At 38.7% G+C, this 14,164-nt stretch carries 16 protein-coding genes; 5 read left to right on the forward strand and 11 right to left on the reverse strand.

What is annotated here, in order from left to right; genetic code table 11:
- Nucleotides 1–27: 27 nt before the first annotated feature.
- Nucleotides 28–204, reverse strand: coding sequence for a trimethylamine N-oxide reductase system protein TorE (gene torE / locus Q1K78_RS07045; protein WP_060992256.1), 177 nt, complete (start codon nt 202–204; stop codon nt 28–30).
- A gap of 329 nt (nt 205–533) precedes the next feature.
- Nucleotides 534–842 (reverse strand): DUF1289 domain-containing protein, encoded by a 309-nt coding sequence (locus tag Q1K78_RS07050; RefSeq protein WP_300175958.1) that lies wholly within the window; start codon nt 840–842, stop codon nt 534–536.
- Between the two features lie 87 nt (nt 843–929).
- Here Q1K78_RS07050 and Q1K78_RS07055 point away from each other — a divergent pair, with 87 nt between their 5' ends.
- Nucleotides 930–1,448, forward strand: a complete 519-nt coding sequence (locus Q1K78_RS07055) for a DUF2058 domain-containing protein (RefSeq protein WP_300175961.1) — start codon at nt 930–932, stop codon at nt 1,446–1,448.
- A 4-nt stretch (nt 1,449–1,452) separates the two neighbouring features.
- Nucleotides 1,453–1,641 carry a DUF2986 domain-containing protein gene (locus tag Q1K78_RS07060; RefSeq protein WP_300175964.1) on the forward strand — a complete coding sequence of 63 codons (189 nt, stop codon included), beginning with the start codon at nt 1,453–1,455 and terminating at the stop codon, nt 1,639–1,641.
- A 69-nt stretch (nt 1,642–1,710) separates the two neighbouring features.
- On the opposite strand, the gene yjjG is transcribed toward Q1K78_RS07060, so the two are convergent.
- Genes yjjG through Q1K78_RS07085 form a run of 5 tightly spaced genes read right to left on the reverse strand, consistent with a single transcriptional unit; the run spans nt 1,711 to nt 6,461 of the window.
- On the reverse strand, nt 1,711–2,391 hold the full coding sequence (gene yjjG, locus Q1K78_RS07065; RefSeq protein WP_300175967.1) for a pyrimidine 5'-nucleotidase: 681 nt from the start codon (nt 2,389–2,391) through the stop codon (nt 1,711–1,713).
- Between the two features lie 46 nt (nt 2,392–2,437).
- Nucleotides 2,438–3,532: a molybdenum ABC transporter ATP-binding protein ModC gene (gene modC / locus Q1K78_RS07070; RefSeq protein WP_300175970.1), complete on the reverse strand. Its 1,095-nt coding sequence runs from the start codon at nt 3,530–3,532 to the stop codon at nt 2,438–2,440.
- Between the two features lie 3 nt (nt 3,533–3,535).
- Nucleotides 3,536–4,225, reverse strand: a complete 690-nt coding sequence (modB, locus tag Q1K78_RS07075) for a molybdate ABC transporter permease subunit (RefSeq protein WP_300175973.1) — start codon at nt 4,223–4,225, stop codon at nt 3,536–3,538.
- Nucleotides 4,225–4,959: a molybdate ABC transporter substrate-binding protein gene (gene modA, locus Q1K78_RS07080; protein ID WP_300175976.1), complete on the reverse strand. Its 735-nt coding sequence runs from the start codon at nt 4,957–4,959 to the stop codon at nt 4,225–4,227. Before modA ends, modB begins: the two co-directional genes overlap by 1 nt.
- 14 nt (nt 4,960–4,973) lie before the next feature.
- On the reverse strand, nt 4,974–6,461 hold the full coding sequence (locus Q1K78_RS07085) for a cobyric acid synthase (RefSeq protein ID WP_300175978.1): 1,488 nt from the start codon (nt 6,459–6,461) through the stop codon (nt 4,974–4,976).
- 222 nt (nt 6,462–6,683) lie between these two features.
- Between Q1K78_RS07085 and Q1K78_RS07090 the strand changes: the two genes are divergently transcribed.
- The 3 genes from Q1K78_RS07090 to Q1K78_RS07100 all read left to right on the forward strand — a co-directional run bounded on the left by Q1K78_RS07090 (nt 6,684) and on the right by Q1K78_RS07100 (nt 9,341).
- Nucleotides 6,684–7,058 (forward strand): YgiW/YdeI family stress tolerance OB fold protein, encoded by a 375-nt coding sequence (locus Q1K78_RS07090; protein ID WP_300175981.1) that lies wholly within the window; start codon nt 6,684–6,686, stop codon nt 7,056–7,058.
- A gap of 82 nt (nt 7,059–7,140) precedes the next feature.
- Nucleotides 7,141–7,680, forward strand: a complete 540-nt coding sequence (locus Q1K78_RS07095) for a hypothetical protein (RefSeq protein WP_300175984.1) — start codon at nt 7,141–7,143, stop codon at nt 7,678–7,680.
- A gap of 251 nt (nt 7,681–7,931) precedes the next feature.
- A complete protein-coding gene (locus Q1K78_RS07100) occupies nt 7,932–9,341 on the forward strand; it encodes a lytic transglycosylase F (RefSeq protein WP_300176072.1) in 1,410 nt (469 codons plus the stop codon).
- Nucleotides 9,342–9,475: 134 nt separating this feature from the next.
- On the opposite strand, the gene Q1K78_RS07105 is transcribed toward Q1K78_RS07100, so the two are convergent.
- The 4 genes from Q1K78_RS07105 to nrdD form a co-directional block, all read right to left on the reverse strand.
- The gene (locus Q1K78_RS07105; protein WP_300175988.1) at nt 9,476–10,156 is read right to left on the reverse strand and encodes a RimK/LysX family protein; all 681 of its coding nucleotides are present in this window, start codon (nt 10,154–10,156) and stop codon (nt 9,476–9,478) included.
- Nucleotides 10,157–10,226: 70 nt separating this feature from the next.
- The gene (locus Q1K78_RS07110; RefSeq protein ID WP_300175991.1) at nt 10,227–11,414 is read right to left on the reverse strand and encodes an amino acid aminotransferase; all 1,188 of its coding nucleotides are present in this window, start codon (nt 11,412–11,414) and stop codon (nt 10,227–10,229) included.
- A gap of 90 nt (nt 11,415–11,504) precedes the next feature.
- Nucleotides 11,505–11,975 carry an anaerobic ribonucleoside-triphosphate reductase-activating protein gene (gene nrdG, locus Q1K78_RS07115; protein ID WP_300175994.1) on the reverse strand — a complete coding sequence of 157 codons (471 nt, stop codon included), beginning with the start codon at nt 11,973–11,975 and terminating at the stop codon, nt 11,505–11,507.
- A complete protein-coding gene (gene nrdD, locus Q1K78_RS07120) occupies nt 11,975–14,095 on the reverse strand; it encodes an anaerobic ribonucleoside-triphosphate reductase (RefSeq protein ID WP_300175997.1) in 2,121 nt (706 codons plus the stop codon). The genes nrdG and nrdD overlap by 1 nt, the downstream gene beginning before the upstream one ends.
- Nucleotides 14,096–14,164 lie beyond the last annotated feature (69 nt).

Below are 14,164 nucleotides of genomic sequence, written 5' to 3' on the forward strand. Positions count from 1 at the left end.
GTTGTAGCGGCTGTATTCTTAAAAGAATCAACCCCCGTGACCTGGCATACCAAAAAACAGCGCCTGCATTAACCATACAGAGAAACCATACGCACCAACCACACCCACGCTTAAAATTGGGAAAAGAACAACCGTGATGAAGAAAAAGGCTTTCCATTCAGATGAACGTTCAGCTCCATCGTTTTGCTTTATTGCATTGCTCATAATTTTATTCCTAGTTATCTTTCTACTTTATGAATATAGAAAATGTTAACAAGTTGTCGAACCTATCTGACATGATTTTAATCCCTCACAAATAGTGCTTCAATTAAATTTTCAAGATAAACCCTTTTATCTACTAGTTTTTTGCGTTCATCCAGACATGTATTTAATTGAAAAATAATATGTGCGAATATTAACACTTATGACAGATTAATTTTATGCGGTAATTGTTAACAATGTTAAATACCATTAAAGAATAGGTCACTTTAATCACTCCGCCAATTGATCTACATCAATTTATTAGCCTAATTTTATAGCGTAGCATGTAATTATCACGCTATCGGTTTCTTTGATAAACAATGTTGACATAAACACTCTTCATTCTCAGAAACAATACCGACATCTCGCGTTTCAACGTTAAAACACCAACACGTTTCTTTACCCATTTTAATGTCACACTGAACAGACTTTGTGCATTCAGGGCAAGCATGAGTGGCTAATTTCCCTGACAGCCTATCCATTACATTCTCTCTTTCATCATCGGTCATTGATTTCCATTCAATTATTTCAGTAATGGTGCGTTTACAACCAATACAGATACCGTCTTCATTTTTACAAGCCGCAATACAAGGTGTTTTCATCTCTACTTCTCTCTATTGTCCTTTAAATCCCATACAACTCATGGGATAATCGTCAGAATTCGACATCGTTATTATTAGGAATTATTTATGGCACTAAGCTTACAAGAGCAAATGCTAAAAGCTGGGTTAGTGAACCAAAACAAAGTAGCAAAAGCAAAGAAAGCTTCAAAAAAATCTCGCGTTCAAAATCGTGAAGCAAAAGCAGCGGTTGAATTAAACAAAGCAGCTCAAGCTGAAAAAGACAAAGAACTAAGCTTGAAACACAAAGCGGAGAAAGATCAGAAAGAGTTGCTCGCTCAAATTAAACAAATTATCTCAGCCAATAAACTGAGTCGCTCTCATGGCGACATTGGTTATAATTTTACTGATGGTACGTTAGTCAAAAAAATGTACGTTGATAAAATCATGCAAACTCAATTGGTTGCTGGCCGTTTAGCTATCGTACATTTTAATGACGATTATGAAGTGGTCCCAGCCGGCGTTGCTGATAAGATTACTCTGCGCGATGAATCTGTTGTTGTACTTAACAACGTAATAGCGGAAGATGCGCAAGATGAAGACGATCCGTATGCGGAATTCGTTATTCCTGATGATTTAATGTGGTAATACAATGAGCCGTAAAAACAAAATAAAAGAGACTCTTTTAAAGAAACACCGTAGAACTCAAACAAAAAACAGCCGAGCACACAATAAGCCAAAGTACATCTGTAAAGCTGATCGTGAAAAAATGGCGCTTGAAGCTGAACAAGCAGCAACAGAATCTGAAAATACAGAACAAGTAACACCATCAGAAGAGTAATCTAATTACTAACTGATACAAAAAAACCTCATCATTTGTTCTAAGTGATGAGGTTTTTATAACGCTAAGTTAGCTGTTTTTTAATACAGCCTGTAATGCCGCTAATGAATTAACCACGTAAGTTGGTTCAATTTCTTCAGGACATGCTTGGCCGGTTTCATTTAACCAACAGGTATCAATCCCTGCATTCATGCCGCCAAGAACATCTGAACCGGGGTTATCACCTACCATCAACACCTTAGATAAATCAACCTCACCCATCATCGAGAACGTATATTCAAAAATACGTTTGTCCGGTTTGGCAACACCGACTTGCTCTGAAATGGTGATCAATTCAAAATAGTGACTAAATTCCGTTTTTTCTAAGCGGATCTTCTGTAATTCAGTAAATCCATTCGTAATAATACCCATTTTTACATTGTTCGCTAACAATGAATCAAGCAACTTTCTAGCACCATCTAATGGCGTACAAATCTCAGCCATTGCCATCATAAAAGCACTGTTCATTGCTTTTGGCGTAACACCTACTTTTTTAGCCCACTCTTCAAATCGTGTTTCTTGGAGTTGCTGAGCCGTAATTTCATTATCTTGATATTGTACCCAAAGCGGTTTATTTACCAACTGATATTCAATAAACTGCTCTTTACTAAAGTTAATGCCATAGCCTAAAAACATACGTTGCAAACCAGCAAACGCATCAAAATGAAAAAGTGTTTCATCAGCATCAAACAATATCCATTGGTACTTCATCTCTATTCCCTTAATAATATTTAGTCATTCAAAGCGATTCTTATCTTCACTTAGGACAAAGATCTGATTGAGTCACGCTGACACCTTTAATTTGTGCGAACCATTGCTGACCTAACTCTAACGCTAGATCTTCTTTTGCCCAGCGAGTGATATTTGCCCACAATACATGCCCAGATAAATTCAATTTCACCGCCACCATGTCGTTTTCTTCATCTTCAGTTAAACTTTCAATAACCACTGGGAGAATATTTCGAATAGAACTAAACTCTGGCTGTTGTTTAATCAATGACACATCGTTTGCTCGAATACGTAAACGAATGCTCTGACCTTCTTCAGTGCAGTCACAGGGTGATTTTACCCAAATCCCTTGCTGAGAATTTTTTAATGTCACCAACGTCATCGGATGCTCTGAATGCAGCTCTGTTATCGTCCCTTCTAATAACGCAGAATGCTCTGACGCATTTAGCCAAGGACGCATTAATGGAGATCCCCACACCGAAGTAATATCTCCCGATAAGCTTACCGAGCCTTCATTAAGCAATACCATGTGATCTGCCAATCGTAGGATCTCATCTAAACTGTGTGATACATAAATAATCGGCGTTTGGATCTCTTTCGCTAATCTCTCTAAATACGGCATTACTTCATGTTTTCTTGGCAGATCCAAAGACGCTAATGGCTCATCCATAATAAGCAATGCTGGTTCAGACAAAATTGCACGTCCAATCGCCACTCTCTGTTTTTCACCACCCGATAATGAATGTGGGTAACGCTGTAATAGAGGCTCAATATCGAGTAATGTCACGACATCACTAAAACGTTTTGTTCTTTTTCCATTGCAACCATACAGTAAATTACCTTCTACTTTATAGTGAGGGAACAAACGTGCATCTTGAAAAACATAGCCAATATGTCGCTGCTCTGGTGGCAATGAAATCTTTTTCTTCGAATCAAATAGCACCGTATTATTAAGTGAAATTCGTCCTTTATCTGGTGATGTTAATCCACTAATCAAATTAGCTAATGAGGACTTACCTGCACCAGAACGACCAAAAACAGCACTGATACCAGAAGATGGAAGCGATAATTGAACATCAAGGTCTAAATCACCCAATTGTTTTTTTATATCAATAACTAACATAAATTAACCCAGTAACCTTTTTTTACTGGCACGCGCTAACCATTCTGAAAGTAGTAAAGATATTAAAGCGACAATAATTGAAATAACACATAAACGCGCCGCTTCCATTTCAGCCCCTGGGATCTCAATATAACTAAACATGGCAAGAGGAAGTGTTCGAGTCTCACCTTCTATATTCGATACAAAGCTGATCGTCGCACCAAACTCACCTAAACTACGCGCAAAAGCCAATACTGCCCCCGTTAAAATACCCGGTAACATTAAAGGAAGCGTGATGGTAGAAAACACTTTTGTACGTGAAGCGCCTAGAGTTCTTGCAGCTTGTTCTAATTTTTGGTCAACCGATTCCAAAGCTAAACGAATGGCACGAACCATTAATGGCAGCGCAACAATCGCAGAGGCCAACGCCGCGCCTTTCCAATTAAAACTGAAGGTTAAGCCAAATAATTCATACAGCCATTTACCAATAATACCTTGTCGCCCCATTGAGATAAGCAACAAATATCCAATCACAACTGGGGGTAACACTAAAGGCAGATGAATTAATCCATCGAGTATCGCCTTTCCTTTAAACTCACAACGAGCAAGCACCCAGGCTAACAAGATCCCAATAGGTAAAGAAAAGCTGACGGCAATACCCGCAATTTTTAGACTAAGTAATAAGGCGTCAACTTCGTAATCCGTCAATATCATTAAATTGTTGTAAACCCATAAGAAATAAATATATTTTTCGATTTTTCAGATAATAAATATTGATAAAAGCGCGAAACTTTATCTGAGGTTTTATTCTTTACTATTGCCATAGGATAGATTATAGGATCGTGAGAGTCTGTCGGGAATTCTTTAACAATCGTGACACCTGTTGATAAAAGTGCATCGGTTTTATAAACAATCCCTAATGGTGCTTCATCACGCTCGACAAACAATAAAGCAGAACGAACATTATTGCCTGAGGCGATATGATTTTTGACTTCAGGCCAACGATGCTGTTTTTCTAAACTTTGTTTCCCATAGATACCAGCAGGTACATGTTTTGGATCTGCCATTGATAACCGAAGCCCTTTTTGCCCAATAAACCACTGCCACGAATTTTCTTTTGGTGTTGTTTTAGACGCAATTAATACCAAACTATTTCGCAATAAATCCACTTTGCTCTCAGTCTCAATATGATCTTTTTCAATCAAATAATCCATCCATTGGGTATTGGCTGAAAGATAGATATCCGCAGGAGCACCATTCGCAATTTGTCGAGCTAATGAAGAGGAGCCAGCATAGCTAACTCGGACTCTTTCACCCGTTTCATCCTGATACGCATCTACAATATCGTTCATCACATTGGTTAACGATGAAGCAGCATACACAGTAACATTAGCCCATGCTGACAAAGAGCTAAACAGCAGTACAAAAAATAACGTAATTCGAGACATATTTAATTCAATCCTTAATATGTAGATTTCTTTTCAAACAAACTTGGCCACAATTGAGATAAATCTAAACTTTCTTCAATCGATGCCGCAATACGTTCAATGGCCTCTTCTTGAATCGCCTTCATATCTATCGCTTTACTCTCTTTTAAACCAGCCCAAGTTAAAATAGCTTCAAACGCTTGCGGTTCATCAAAAATACCATGCAGATAAGTGCCAAAAATCGACCCGTCTTGATTTACTGTACCATCTCGCCTTTCAAGCGATTCATTATTAATCACGATGGGGGATTTACTCGCAATAGAGTGAGTACTTACTCCTGCATGAATTTCATACCCTTTTACTTTCACGGTGATTTGATTCTGAAGCGTTAATTCACCATCAACCAAGGTGAGTTGTTTTTGTTTTTTCAGTTCAGTCGAAATGGGTAAATAACCTAACCCATTAATCGTCGATGGCTCTCCCTCAAGACCTAAAGGATCAGAAAGGTGTTCACCTAACATTTGATAGCCACCACAAATGCCCATCACTTTGCCACCAAAACGAAGGTGTCTTTCAATATCTTTATCCCACCCTTGAGATTTAAGATAATTCAAATCCGCTTGAACCGATTTACTGCCCGGAAGAATTATAAAATCAGCCCCAGAGAGTGATTGCCCTTTTCCAACAAACTGAAGATCAATTTCTGGATGTAATCGTAACGGGTCAAAATCAGTATGATTACTAATGCGAGTAACCACCGGTACTTTAACGACAAACTTACCCTTTTCTTGCTGCTCACTTTTAATGGCATCTTCTGCCTCTAAATTTAAACCATGCAGATAAGGAATAACACCTAATACAGGTTTGCCCGTTTTTTCTTCTAACCATTCTAGGCCTGGAACTAATAAAGAGATATCACCACGAAAACGGTTAATTACAAACCCTTTTACTCGCGCTTGTTCAGATTCAGACAATAACGCCAGCGTGCCATAGAGATGAGCAAACACACCACCACGGTCAATATCAGCAACAATAATCACTGGAACATCGGCCGCTTCTGCAAAACCCATATTAGCTATGTCATTTTCACGTAAGTTAATCTCAGCAGGACTTCCCGCTCCTTCAACAACAACGCACTGATAATGCTCAGTCAGATAAGAAAAGGATTCCAAAACATAAGGCATGGCCAATTTTTTATAATCTTGAAAACCCCATGCATCCATCGTTTCGATTGCCTGACCTTGAACAATGACCTGAGCACCAATATCTGTATTTGGTTTCAATAGGATTGGATTCATATGAACATGAGGCTTTACCCTTGCCGCATCCGCTTGCAAAGCTTGAGCTCGACCAATTTCTCCCCCCTCTTCCGTTACCGCACTATTTAATGCCATATTTTGAGGTTTAAAAGGGGCAACTTGGATCCCTTTGTTGGCAAGTACTCGGCATAAGCCTGCCACAAGTACGGTTTTACCGGCATCAGAGGTGGTCCCTTGAACCATTAACGGGGATAAAGCGGTCATAATTCCATCTAATTTCGTTATACATCAAGTCGATAATCTTAGCATTGTTCCCAGTGAAGAGGCTAGTTATCCCACCGCTTATTTCTCCGTCCCCCTACTGAATATCTAGATGAATTGAATATGAATATATTAGTCACGATAGATTCAGCCAACCTTTGTTTTAATAGCGCTATCGAAACAGAGTGAACAACATTACCTAATCAACCGAATTAAGGATTTATTATGAAAAAGACAATCATTGCAATTACAGCTGCCCTAATCTTATCTCCAACTATCGCTTTAGCTGATAATGGCGACCACAACAAACACGCTCAGTTTAATTACACAGGTCCAGTAACCACTACGACTGTTGCTGAGTTATTAAAAGATACAAGTATGTTCACAGAGCAAGACGCAACTGTTGATGGCCATATTATTCGTCATATCCGCAAAGATAAATACGTATTCTCTGATGGAACAACTGAAATCCAAATTGAATTGGATGATGACATTTATCTACCTACCGCAATTAATGAAACCACAAAGATACGTATTTTTGGTGAATATGAAGGTGGTAATACCCCTGAGATTGAAGTAGAACGCTTACAAACACTATAGAAATTAAAAAAATAAATAATCTGGCCTGTTTTTTGCAGGCTTTTTCATAGATGAAATTTATGAATATCAGGTTAACTACGTTATGAAATCAATTAAGTACATCAAAAAATCCTTTCTTTTAGCGACGGCTCTGACTTCGTCAAGTGCAATGGCTAATAACTTCCCTTACACTTTTTTTGAGACTCGTATTGGCACAAGTCCAGGAACTTATGGTGTACAAGTTAACCAACAGTTCACTGAAAATTCTCACCTTATTGCCAAGGTAGATACTAAATTTTCTGGCGATTGGGATGTCAGTGGTGGTATTGGCTTTAATGGCCCTGTCAATGAATTTGCTGACATTTATGGTCAACTCCTTCTGCATAATGTAAAAAACAAAAGCAGTGATAAATTTGGTGATGAAATGCTAACCGAAGTCAATTTTGGTTTCCGTGTTTGGTTAATGCAACAGATCGAAGTTGGTGCTCAATACGGTCAGCTATTTAACAGTAATGTTCACAAAGACATTGGGGGACTTCATTTTCGATTCCACTCAACAGAGCAACTTTCCGTTGGTACTGAAGCTAAATTTGGTGGCGTTTATGGTGGCCAAATGATATTGACCGCTAGATTTACATTCTAATTCGACTAAATACAGTTAAATGATATTTCAACCTCTACCATACCGACTTCAAATATCAGATGCAGTACAAAACGGTAATGGATGAGGTAAGCATGAATAGTCAATCAGCCAGTGTATTTATACGCTCTTCACTGGCTTTTTTGCATTATTAATAGGAATTTGGTTAATCCTTATAAAAACACTTGATTTCACCTCCTTTTAACACTAACTTGTTGCAATATTGTTAAAAAGGATATTTCGACATGCGTTTTATGCATAAATGTGTTTTATTGCTTACCTTATTACCCACTCTCGCTTTCTCGCTTGAGCTTTCACCTCTGACACAAGTCCCCTATATCGGCGATCTTAATATATTAAAGAAAAAAGGAACCGTACGCGTTCTTGTTTCTGCCGATCTTGGATTTTATTATATTGAAAAAGGACAACCAAAAGGGATTATTGCCGAGTTCCTTCATCATTTTGAATTACATCTCCACAAGAATAAAATTAACGTCAATGTTCAAATAATTCCCGTACCAAGAGATGATCTTCTTGATGCACTCGAGGCTGGTTTTGGTGATGTTGCAGTCGCTAACTTAACCATTACACCACAGCGCTTAAAATACGTTGATTTTAGTGATCCAATCATAAGCAACAGCCAAGAATGGTTAGTCACTTCAAAATCGATACCAACAATTACTTCTTTTGAAAACTTATCAGGAGAGGAAGTCTGGGTTCGAGCCAGTTCAAGTTATTTTGAAAGTTTACAGCAGATTAACAAGCAATTATCTTCTAATGGCATTCCTCCTATTCATATACAATTTATAGAAGAGAACTTACAAGATTACGAACTAATGGAGATGATAAACCAAGATATTCTACCTATTACCGTAATTGACAGCCATAAATCTCAATTATGGACCAAAATAATGGATAATATCGTTATTCATGAAGATCTTCCTATCCGCACTAATGCCAACATTGGCTGGGCAATGAGAAAAGATAGCCCTCAGTTAAAATCGGCCATCAATCAATACGCAAAAAAAATAAAACAAGGCTCATTTTTAGGTAATGTTATTTATAACAAGTATCTTGATAATACAAAATGGCTTAAAAATGCGTTAAACCCTGATACGGTTAAGCAATTTAATCACCTTGCTGTTTTATTTGAGCAATATGCTGAAGAGTACGATTTCGATTGGTTAATGATTTCAGCGCAAGCTTATCAAGAATCAAGATTTAATAACCACCTTGTTTCTCATATGGGTGCAGTTGGTATCATGCAAGTTTTACCAAAAACAGCAAAAGAGCCTTACATAAACATCCAGAATTTTAGAAAGTTAGAACCCAATATTCATGCTGGCGTAAAATACATGAGTTTTGTTCATAAGCGCTATTTCTTAAAACCAGAAATAACCAAAGAAAATCAAATGTATTTTTCACTAGCTGCTTACAATGCTGGTCCTGCTAATGTAAGAAAAATGAGAAGAATGGCGGTTAAGCATGGGTATAATCCCAATATTTGGTTCAATAACGTAGAAATTATGGCACGAAAATACGTAAGCAAAGAGCCTGTACACTATGTTAAAAATATAAGTCGCTACTATGTTATTTATAAGCAAATCGCGTTACTCCAATCACTTAGGGAGCATCAAAACGCCTCCAATTATAAGTTACTTTAGTAATACCGATGGCATTAATTAAATGTTCTATTTATAGCTGAAATTGGTATAAGGTTAATAACAATTTAAATCACCAAACTAAAACGCCCAAATATGATATTTAGGCGTTTTTATTTGAACATGATTTATTGAGACTATTTTGCTAACTTCACTTTTGGTTGAACAAACTTCTTACTTACATCAACAACCGCTATATCACGAAAAAAAGTTCTACCCAGTAACACTGGAAATGTCATATGCGTTCGATCATTCAACGTAAATTCAGTTCTTGCTTTCAAATCACCAATTTGTACCCATGCTTCAATCACAGGACGATCAGTACGCTCTTCTGTACTTGATTGACGAATAGTGACAATACGAGCTACGGGGTATTCAAATTCTTTTGTCACACTATCGCCATGAGCCAGTTTAAATTTAACCCAATCTTTTCCATCACGTTCAAACATTTCAATATCAATGGCTGAGATTGAAGATGTTGTTGCTCCTGTATCTATACGAGCTTTCACGTTATGGTTGATCGCCTTGATGTACATCCACTCTTCTTCACCTAAAATCAATTTGCCATCTGCGGTTTTTAGATTTGTGACGATTGGCTTCTTCACTGGTGGTTTAGGATCAACTTGTGGTTTTTGCTCAGGCTTTACCGCGGGCTTTGTTTCTGGTTTTACTGCCGGCTTAGTCTCTGGTGTTACTGGTTGCTCAACAACCGGCTTATCAGTCGTACCTGTTTCTGGTGTTGTCGTTGCTGTTGTCGACATACAACCAGCAAGTAAAATAGGTAAAAGTAACGTTGACCATTTTTTTGTTATCTTCATGCGTTTTCCTTTACTGTATTATCTGTAATGATTCATTCTATTAGTATAGTAACTATCTCAAAAAATTCTGTTACTGATTTGCAACAGAGGCAACGGATTTTGCAATATAATCAATATGCTGCTCTTGCATTCCAGCAATATTAATACGACCGTCCCCTACCGCATAAATTCCATGTTCAGATTTTAATACTGCCATTTGATCGCCATTGAAGCCAATCACAGAAAACATGCCTTTATGTTGTTCAATAAAATCAAACTGAGTCGATTGCGTTTCATCACGCAGCGCTGCACAAAGATTCGAACGTAAACCAAGTAAACGTTTTTGCATCTCATCTAACTCGGTACGCCATGATAATGTTAATGCCGCATCGTTTAAGATTCGTCCGACAATGGCCGCACCGTGATCGGGTGGCATCGTGTACGTTGCTCGTGCCATTTGCAGTAATTTAGCTTTTGCATTCATCGCAATTTCAATATTGGCAGCAATTACCATCGCCGCACCAGTACGTTCGCGGTACAAGCCAAAGTTTTTAGAACACGAAGTTGCAATAAACATTTGAGGAACACGATCAGCCATAAAGCGTAAGCCGGCGGCATCAGCCTCTAGGCCATCACCAAAACCTTGATAGGCAATATCAACAAAAGGAATAAAGCCATTTTTCAACGCCAACTCAGTAATTGCTATCCAATCAGACAGACGAATATCCGCTCCTGTTGGATTATGACAGCAACCGTGCAGTAAGATTATGTCTTTGGGTCCAGCTTTGGCTAGATCTGCCATCATAGCGGCACTATCTACTTGCTTTGTTGCAGGATTGAAATAAGTGTAATGCTTAACCTTTAAACCTGCTGCTTCCATTACTGGTTGATGATTAATGTAGCTTGGGTTACTTATCCAAACCGTAGCGCCTGGCTCTGTTGATTTAATTAGGTCAGCAATCATACGCAATGCGCCACTGGCACCGGGCGTTTGAATAGCAGAAACACGCTCATATGCAGAGGTATCACGCAGAAGAAGATCAACCATGCTTTGGTTAAAGACTTCACAGCCAGCAAGGCCAACATACGCTTTTGTGGTTTGCTCAGCAGCAATGGCTTTTGCTGAATCACTCACCGCTTTCATGATTGGAGTTTGACCTTGGTCATTACGGTAAACACCAATGCCGAGATCGACTTTGTTGTCACGATCGTCAGCACGGTATTCAATAGAAAGAGAAAGAATGGGATCTTTAGCAGGAGTCGCTATATTTTGCAGCATATTTTCATATCCTTATGATCTGTAATGCATTTAAATTACCATTCAGACAGGAAAATATCACGGTTTATTGTTTAATTTTTCACATTTTTCTTACAATACATTAATTGTATGAATAATTTGATTGCTCGAACCACGCCACTCCAATGACGGATCGGCTTTATCTTGCTCAAAACGACCATCAATGAGTGTATCAATCAGAGCCACTATCTCTTTTTGTGTCTCGTTAAGCTCGTTTAATTCGTAACCTGTCCACATCCAAATGTCTTTATTTTTACATTCAGACTTAACGCGTTTGACTAATTTAAGTACTGCTGCACAATTCATTGGGTGCAGGGGATCACCACCAGATAACGACAAACCTCGACGATAAATACGCGTATCGTTCAAATCAGCAATGATCTTATCTTCTAACTGCTGACAGAAAGGATGTCCTGAATTTGGATTTAATGTGGCTTTGTTGTAGCACCCTTTGCAGTTGTGCTCACAACCAGCAACAAACAGGGTACAACGCGTACCCGGTCCGTTAATCACATCAATCGAATGATAGACGTGATAATTCATTATAAATGCTTCACTCGACGTTGGACTTCTTCTTGCTTACCAAAGTTAAATGGGCGCGCATCTGGGCTGCCTAAGTAACCACAAACACGACGTGTTACTGACACTTTAGTCGAGTCATGGTTGCCACATTTAGGGCATGTAAAACCTTTGCTTGTACACTCAAACTCACCGGTATAACCACACTCGTAACACTCATCAATTGGTGTATTTGTTCCATAATAAGGCACACGGCTGTAGCTGTAATCCCATACGTTTTCTAACGCTTCAATGTTGCGTTGCATGTTAGGGAATTCACCATAACAAATGAAACCACCACTTGAGATCTCTGGGTATGGCATTTCAAAATCAATTTTGTCGTATGGATTTACTACTTTTTGAACATCAAGGTGGAAACTGTTGGTGTAGTACCCTTTGTCTGTCACTTTATCAATAACACCAAATAGTGTGTTATCTAGCTTACAGAAACGTGAGCATAAGTTTTCGCTTGGTGTGCCATAAAGACTAAAGCCAAAGCCTGTTTCTTTTGTCCATACTTCTACAGCATCTTTTAGGTATTGAATAATTTCTAACGCTTTTGCTTGAAGTTCAGCATTATCATATAAGTGGTCATCACTACCGAACAATGCTTCAATTGTTTCATGTACACCAATGTAACCTAGTGATACAGAAGCTCGGCCATTTTTAAAGATATTAATAATGTCATCATCTGGTTTCAGACGAACACCACATGCACCTTCCATATAGAGGATAGGAGCGACACGAGCCTTCACGCCTTCTAGACGAGAAATACGCGTTTCTAATGCGCGACGACAAAGAAGTAGACGCTCATCAAGCAATTTGTAGAATGCAGTCACATCACCTTTCGCTTCAATCGCAACGCGAGGAAGATTTAAGCTGATAACACCAATGTTATTACGACCATCATGAATTTGTTCACCGTTTTCTTCATAAACGTCTAAGAAGCTGCGACACCCCATTGGCGTTTTGAATGACCCCGTCACTTCAACCACTTTGTCGTAGTTAAGAATGTCTGGATACATACGTTTTGTAGCACATTCAAGCGCAAGTTCTTTAATGTCGTAATGAGGATCCGATTTTTTATGGTTCAAACCATCACGAATAGCGAAGACTAATTTTGGAAATACCGCTGTTTTACGGTTTTTACCTAAACCAGCAATACGGTTTGCTAAAATAGAACGTTGAATTAATTTTGATTCCCAGCTTGTGCCTAAACCAAAACCAAACGTAACAAAAGGTGTTTGTCCGTTCGCGGTATGTAATGTGTTTACTTCGTACTCAAGAGATTGGAATGCGTCATAACATTCTTTTTCTGTTTGTGCTTGAGCAAACGCCTCAGCATCCGCAATGTTCCATTTCTCAGCCAATTTCTTCGCTTTTTCGTAACTAACCGTTACATAAGGTGCAAGAATTTCATCAATACGGTTAATCGTAGTTCCACCGTAGATATGACTTGCAACTTGAGCAATGATTTGCGCAGTTACGGCTGTCGCTGTGGCAATGGATTTTGGCGTATCGATTTCCGCATTACCCATTTTAAAGCCACCTGTTAACATGCCTTTTAAGTCAATCAGCATACAGTTGAACATTGGGAAGAACGGGGCGTAATCTAAATCGTGGTAATGGATCTCGCCACGTTCATGCGCTTGAACGATATCACGCGGTAAAATATGACGCGTCGCGTAGTGCTTAGCCACAATACCCGCCAGTAAATCACGCTGTGTTGGGATAACTTTGCCGTCTTTATTGGCGTTTTCATTCAATAATTCAGCATTACTTTGTTCAATCAGGCCGCTAATTTCTTTATTTAGTACACTGATTTTTTCACGAGCAATGTCACGGTCATGGCGATACTCAATATAGGCACGCGCTAACACTTTGTGTGGTCCTTGCATTAATTCATTTTCAACCAAATCTTGGATCTGGCGAATACCCACTTCTTCTTGCCCTTTTAAAGCAACTTCAACCGCATGAGCCACTAACTGCGCATAACTCTCAACCTCAGGTGTTACCTGCTCTGACGCGCCTTTTATAGCATCAATAATACGAGAATTCTGGTAGGTTGCACGACTTCCATCTCGTTTGATTACAGTTATGTTCACAGTGGCTCCAAATACTAAATAGTGGGTGCATTAGGCTCGCTAACACAAGATGTGGTGTATTAAGCTCGA

It is taken from the genome of uncultured Aliivibrio sp., assembly GCF_946479765.1.
Taxonomy (GTDB): Bacteria; Pseudomonadota; Gammaproteobacteria; order Enterobacterales; family Vibrionaceae; genus Aliivibrio.

Coding starts and splice junctions, on each gene's coding strand:
- Q1K78_RS07100 (WP_300176072.1), top strand. CDS start 7,932: ATGCATAAATGTGTTTTATTGCTTACCTTATTACCCACTCTCGCTTTC.
- modB (WP_300175973.1), bottom strand. CDS start 4,225: ATGATATTGACGGATTACGAAGTTGACGCCTTATTACTTAGTCTAAAA.
- Q1K78_RS07095 (WP_300175984.1), top strand. CDS start 7,141: ATGAAATCAATTAAGTACATCAAAAAATCCTTTCTTTTAGCGACGGCT.
- modA (WP_300175976.1), bottom strand. CDS start 4,959: ATGTCTCGAATTACGTTATTTTTTGTACTGCTGTTTAGCTCTTTGTCA.
- Q1K78_RS07060 (WP_300175964.1), top strand. CDS start 1,453: ATGAGCCGTAAAAACAAAATAAAAGAGACTCTTTTAAAGAAACACCGT.
- Q1K78_RS07105 (WP_300175988.1), bottom strand. CDS start 10,156: ATGAAGATAACAAAAAAATGGTCAACGTTACTTTTACCTATTTTACTT.
- yjjG (WP_300175967.1), bottom strand. CDS start 2,391: ATGAAGTACCAATGGATATTGTTTGATGCTGATGAAACACTTTTTCAT.
- Q1K78_RS07090 (WP_300175981.1), top strand. CDS start 6,684: ATGAAAAAGACAATCATTGCAATTACAGCTGCCCTAATCTTATCTCCA.
- Q1K78_RS07050 (WP_300175958.1), bottom strand. CDS start 842: ATGAAAACACCTTGTATTGCGGCTTGTAAAAATGAAGACGGTATCTGT.
- nrdG (WP_300175994.1), bottom strand. CDS start 11,975: ATGAATTATCACGTCTATCATTCGATTGATGTGATTAACGGACCGGGT.
- Q1K78_RS07085 (WP_300175978.1), bottom strand. CDS start 6,461: ATGACCGCTTTATCCCCGTTAATGGTTCAAGGGACCACCTCTGATGCC.
- Q1K78_RS07110 (WP_300175991.1), bottom strand. CDS start 11,414: ATGCTGCAAAATATAGCGACTCCTGCTAAAGATCCCATTCTTTCTCTT.
- modC (WP_300175970.1), bottom strand. CDS start 3,532: ATGTTAGTTATTGATATAAAAAAACAATTGGGTGATTTAGACCTTGAT.
- torE (WP_060992256.1), bottom strand. CDS start 204: ATGAGCAATGCAATAAAGCAAAACGATGGAGCTGAACGTTCATCTGAA.
- Q1K78_RS07055 (WP_300175961.1), top strand. CDS start 930: ATGGCACTAAGCTTACAAGAGCAAATGCTAAAAGCTGGGTTAGTGAAC.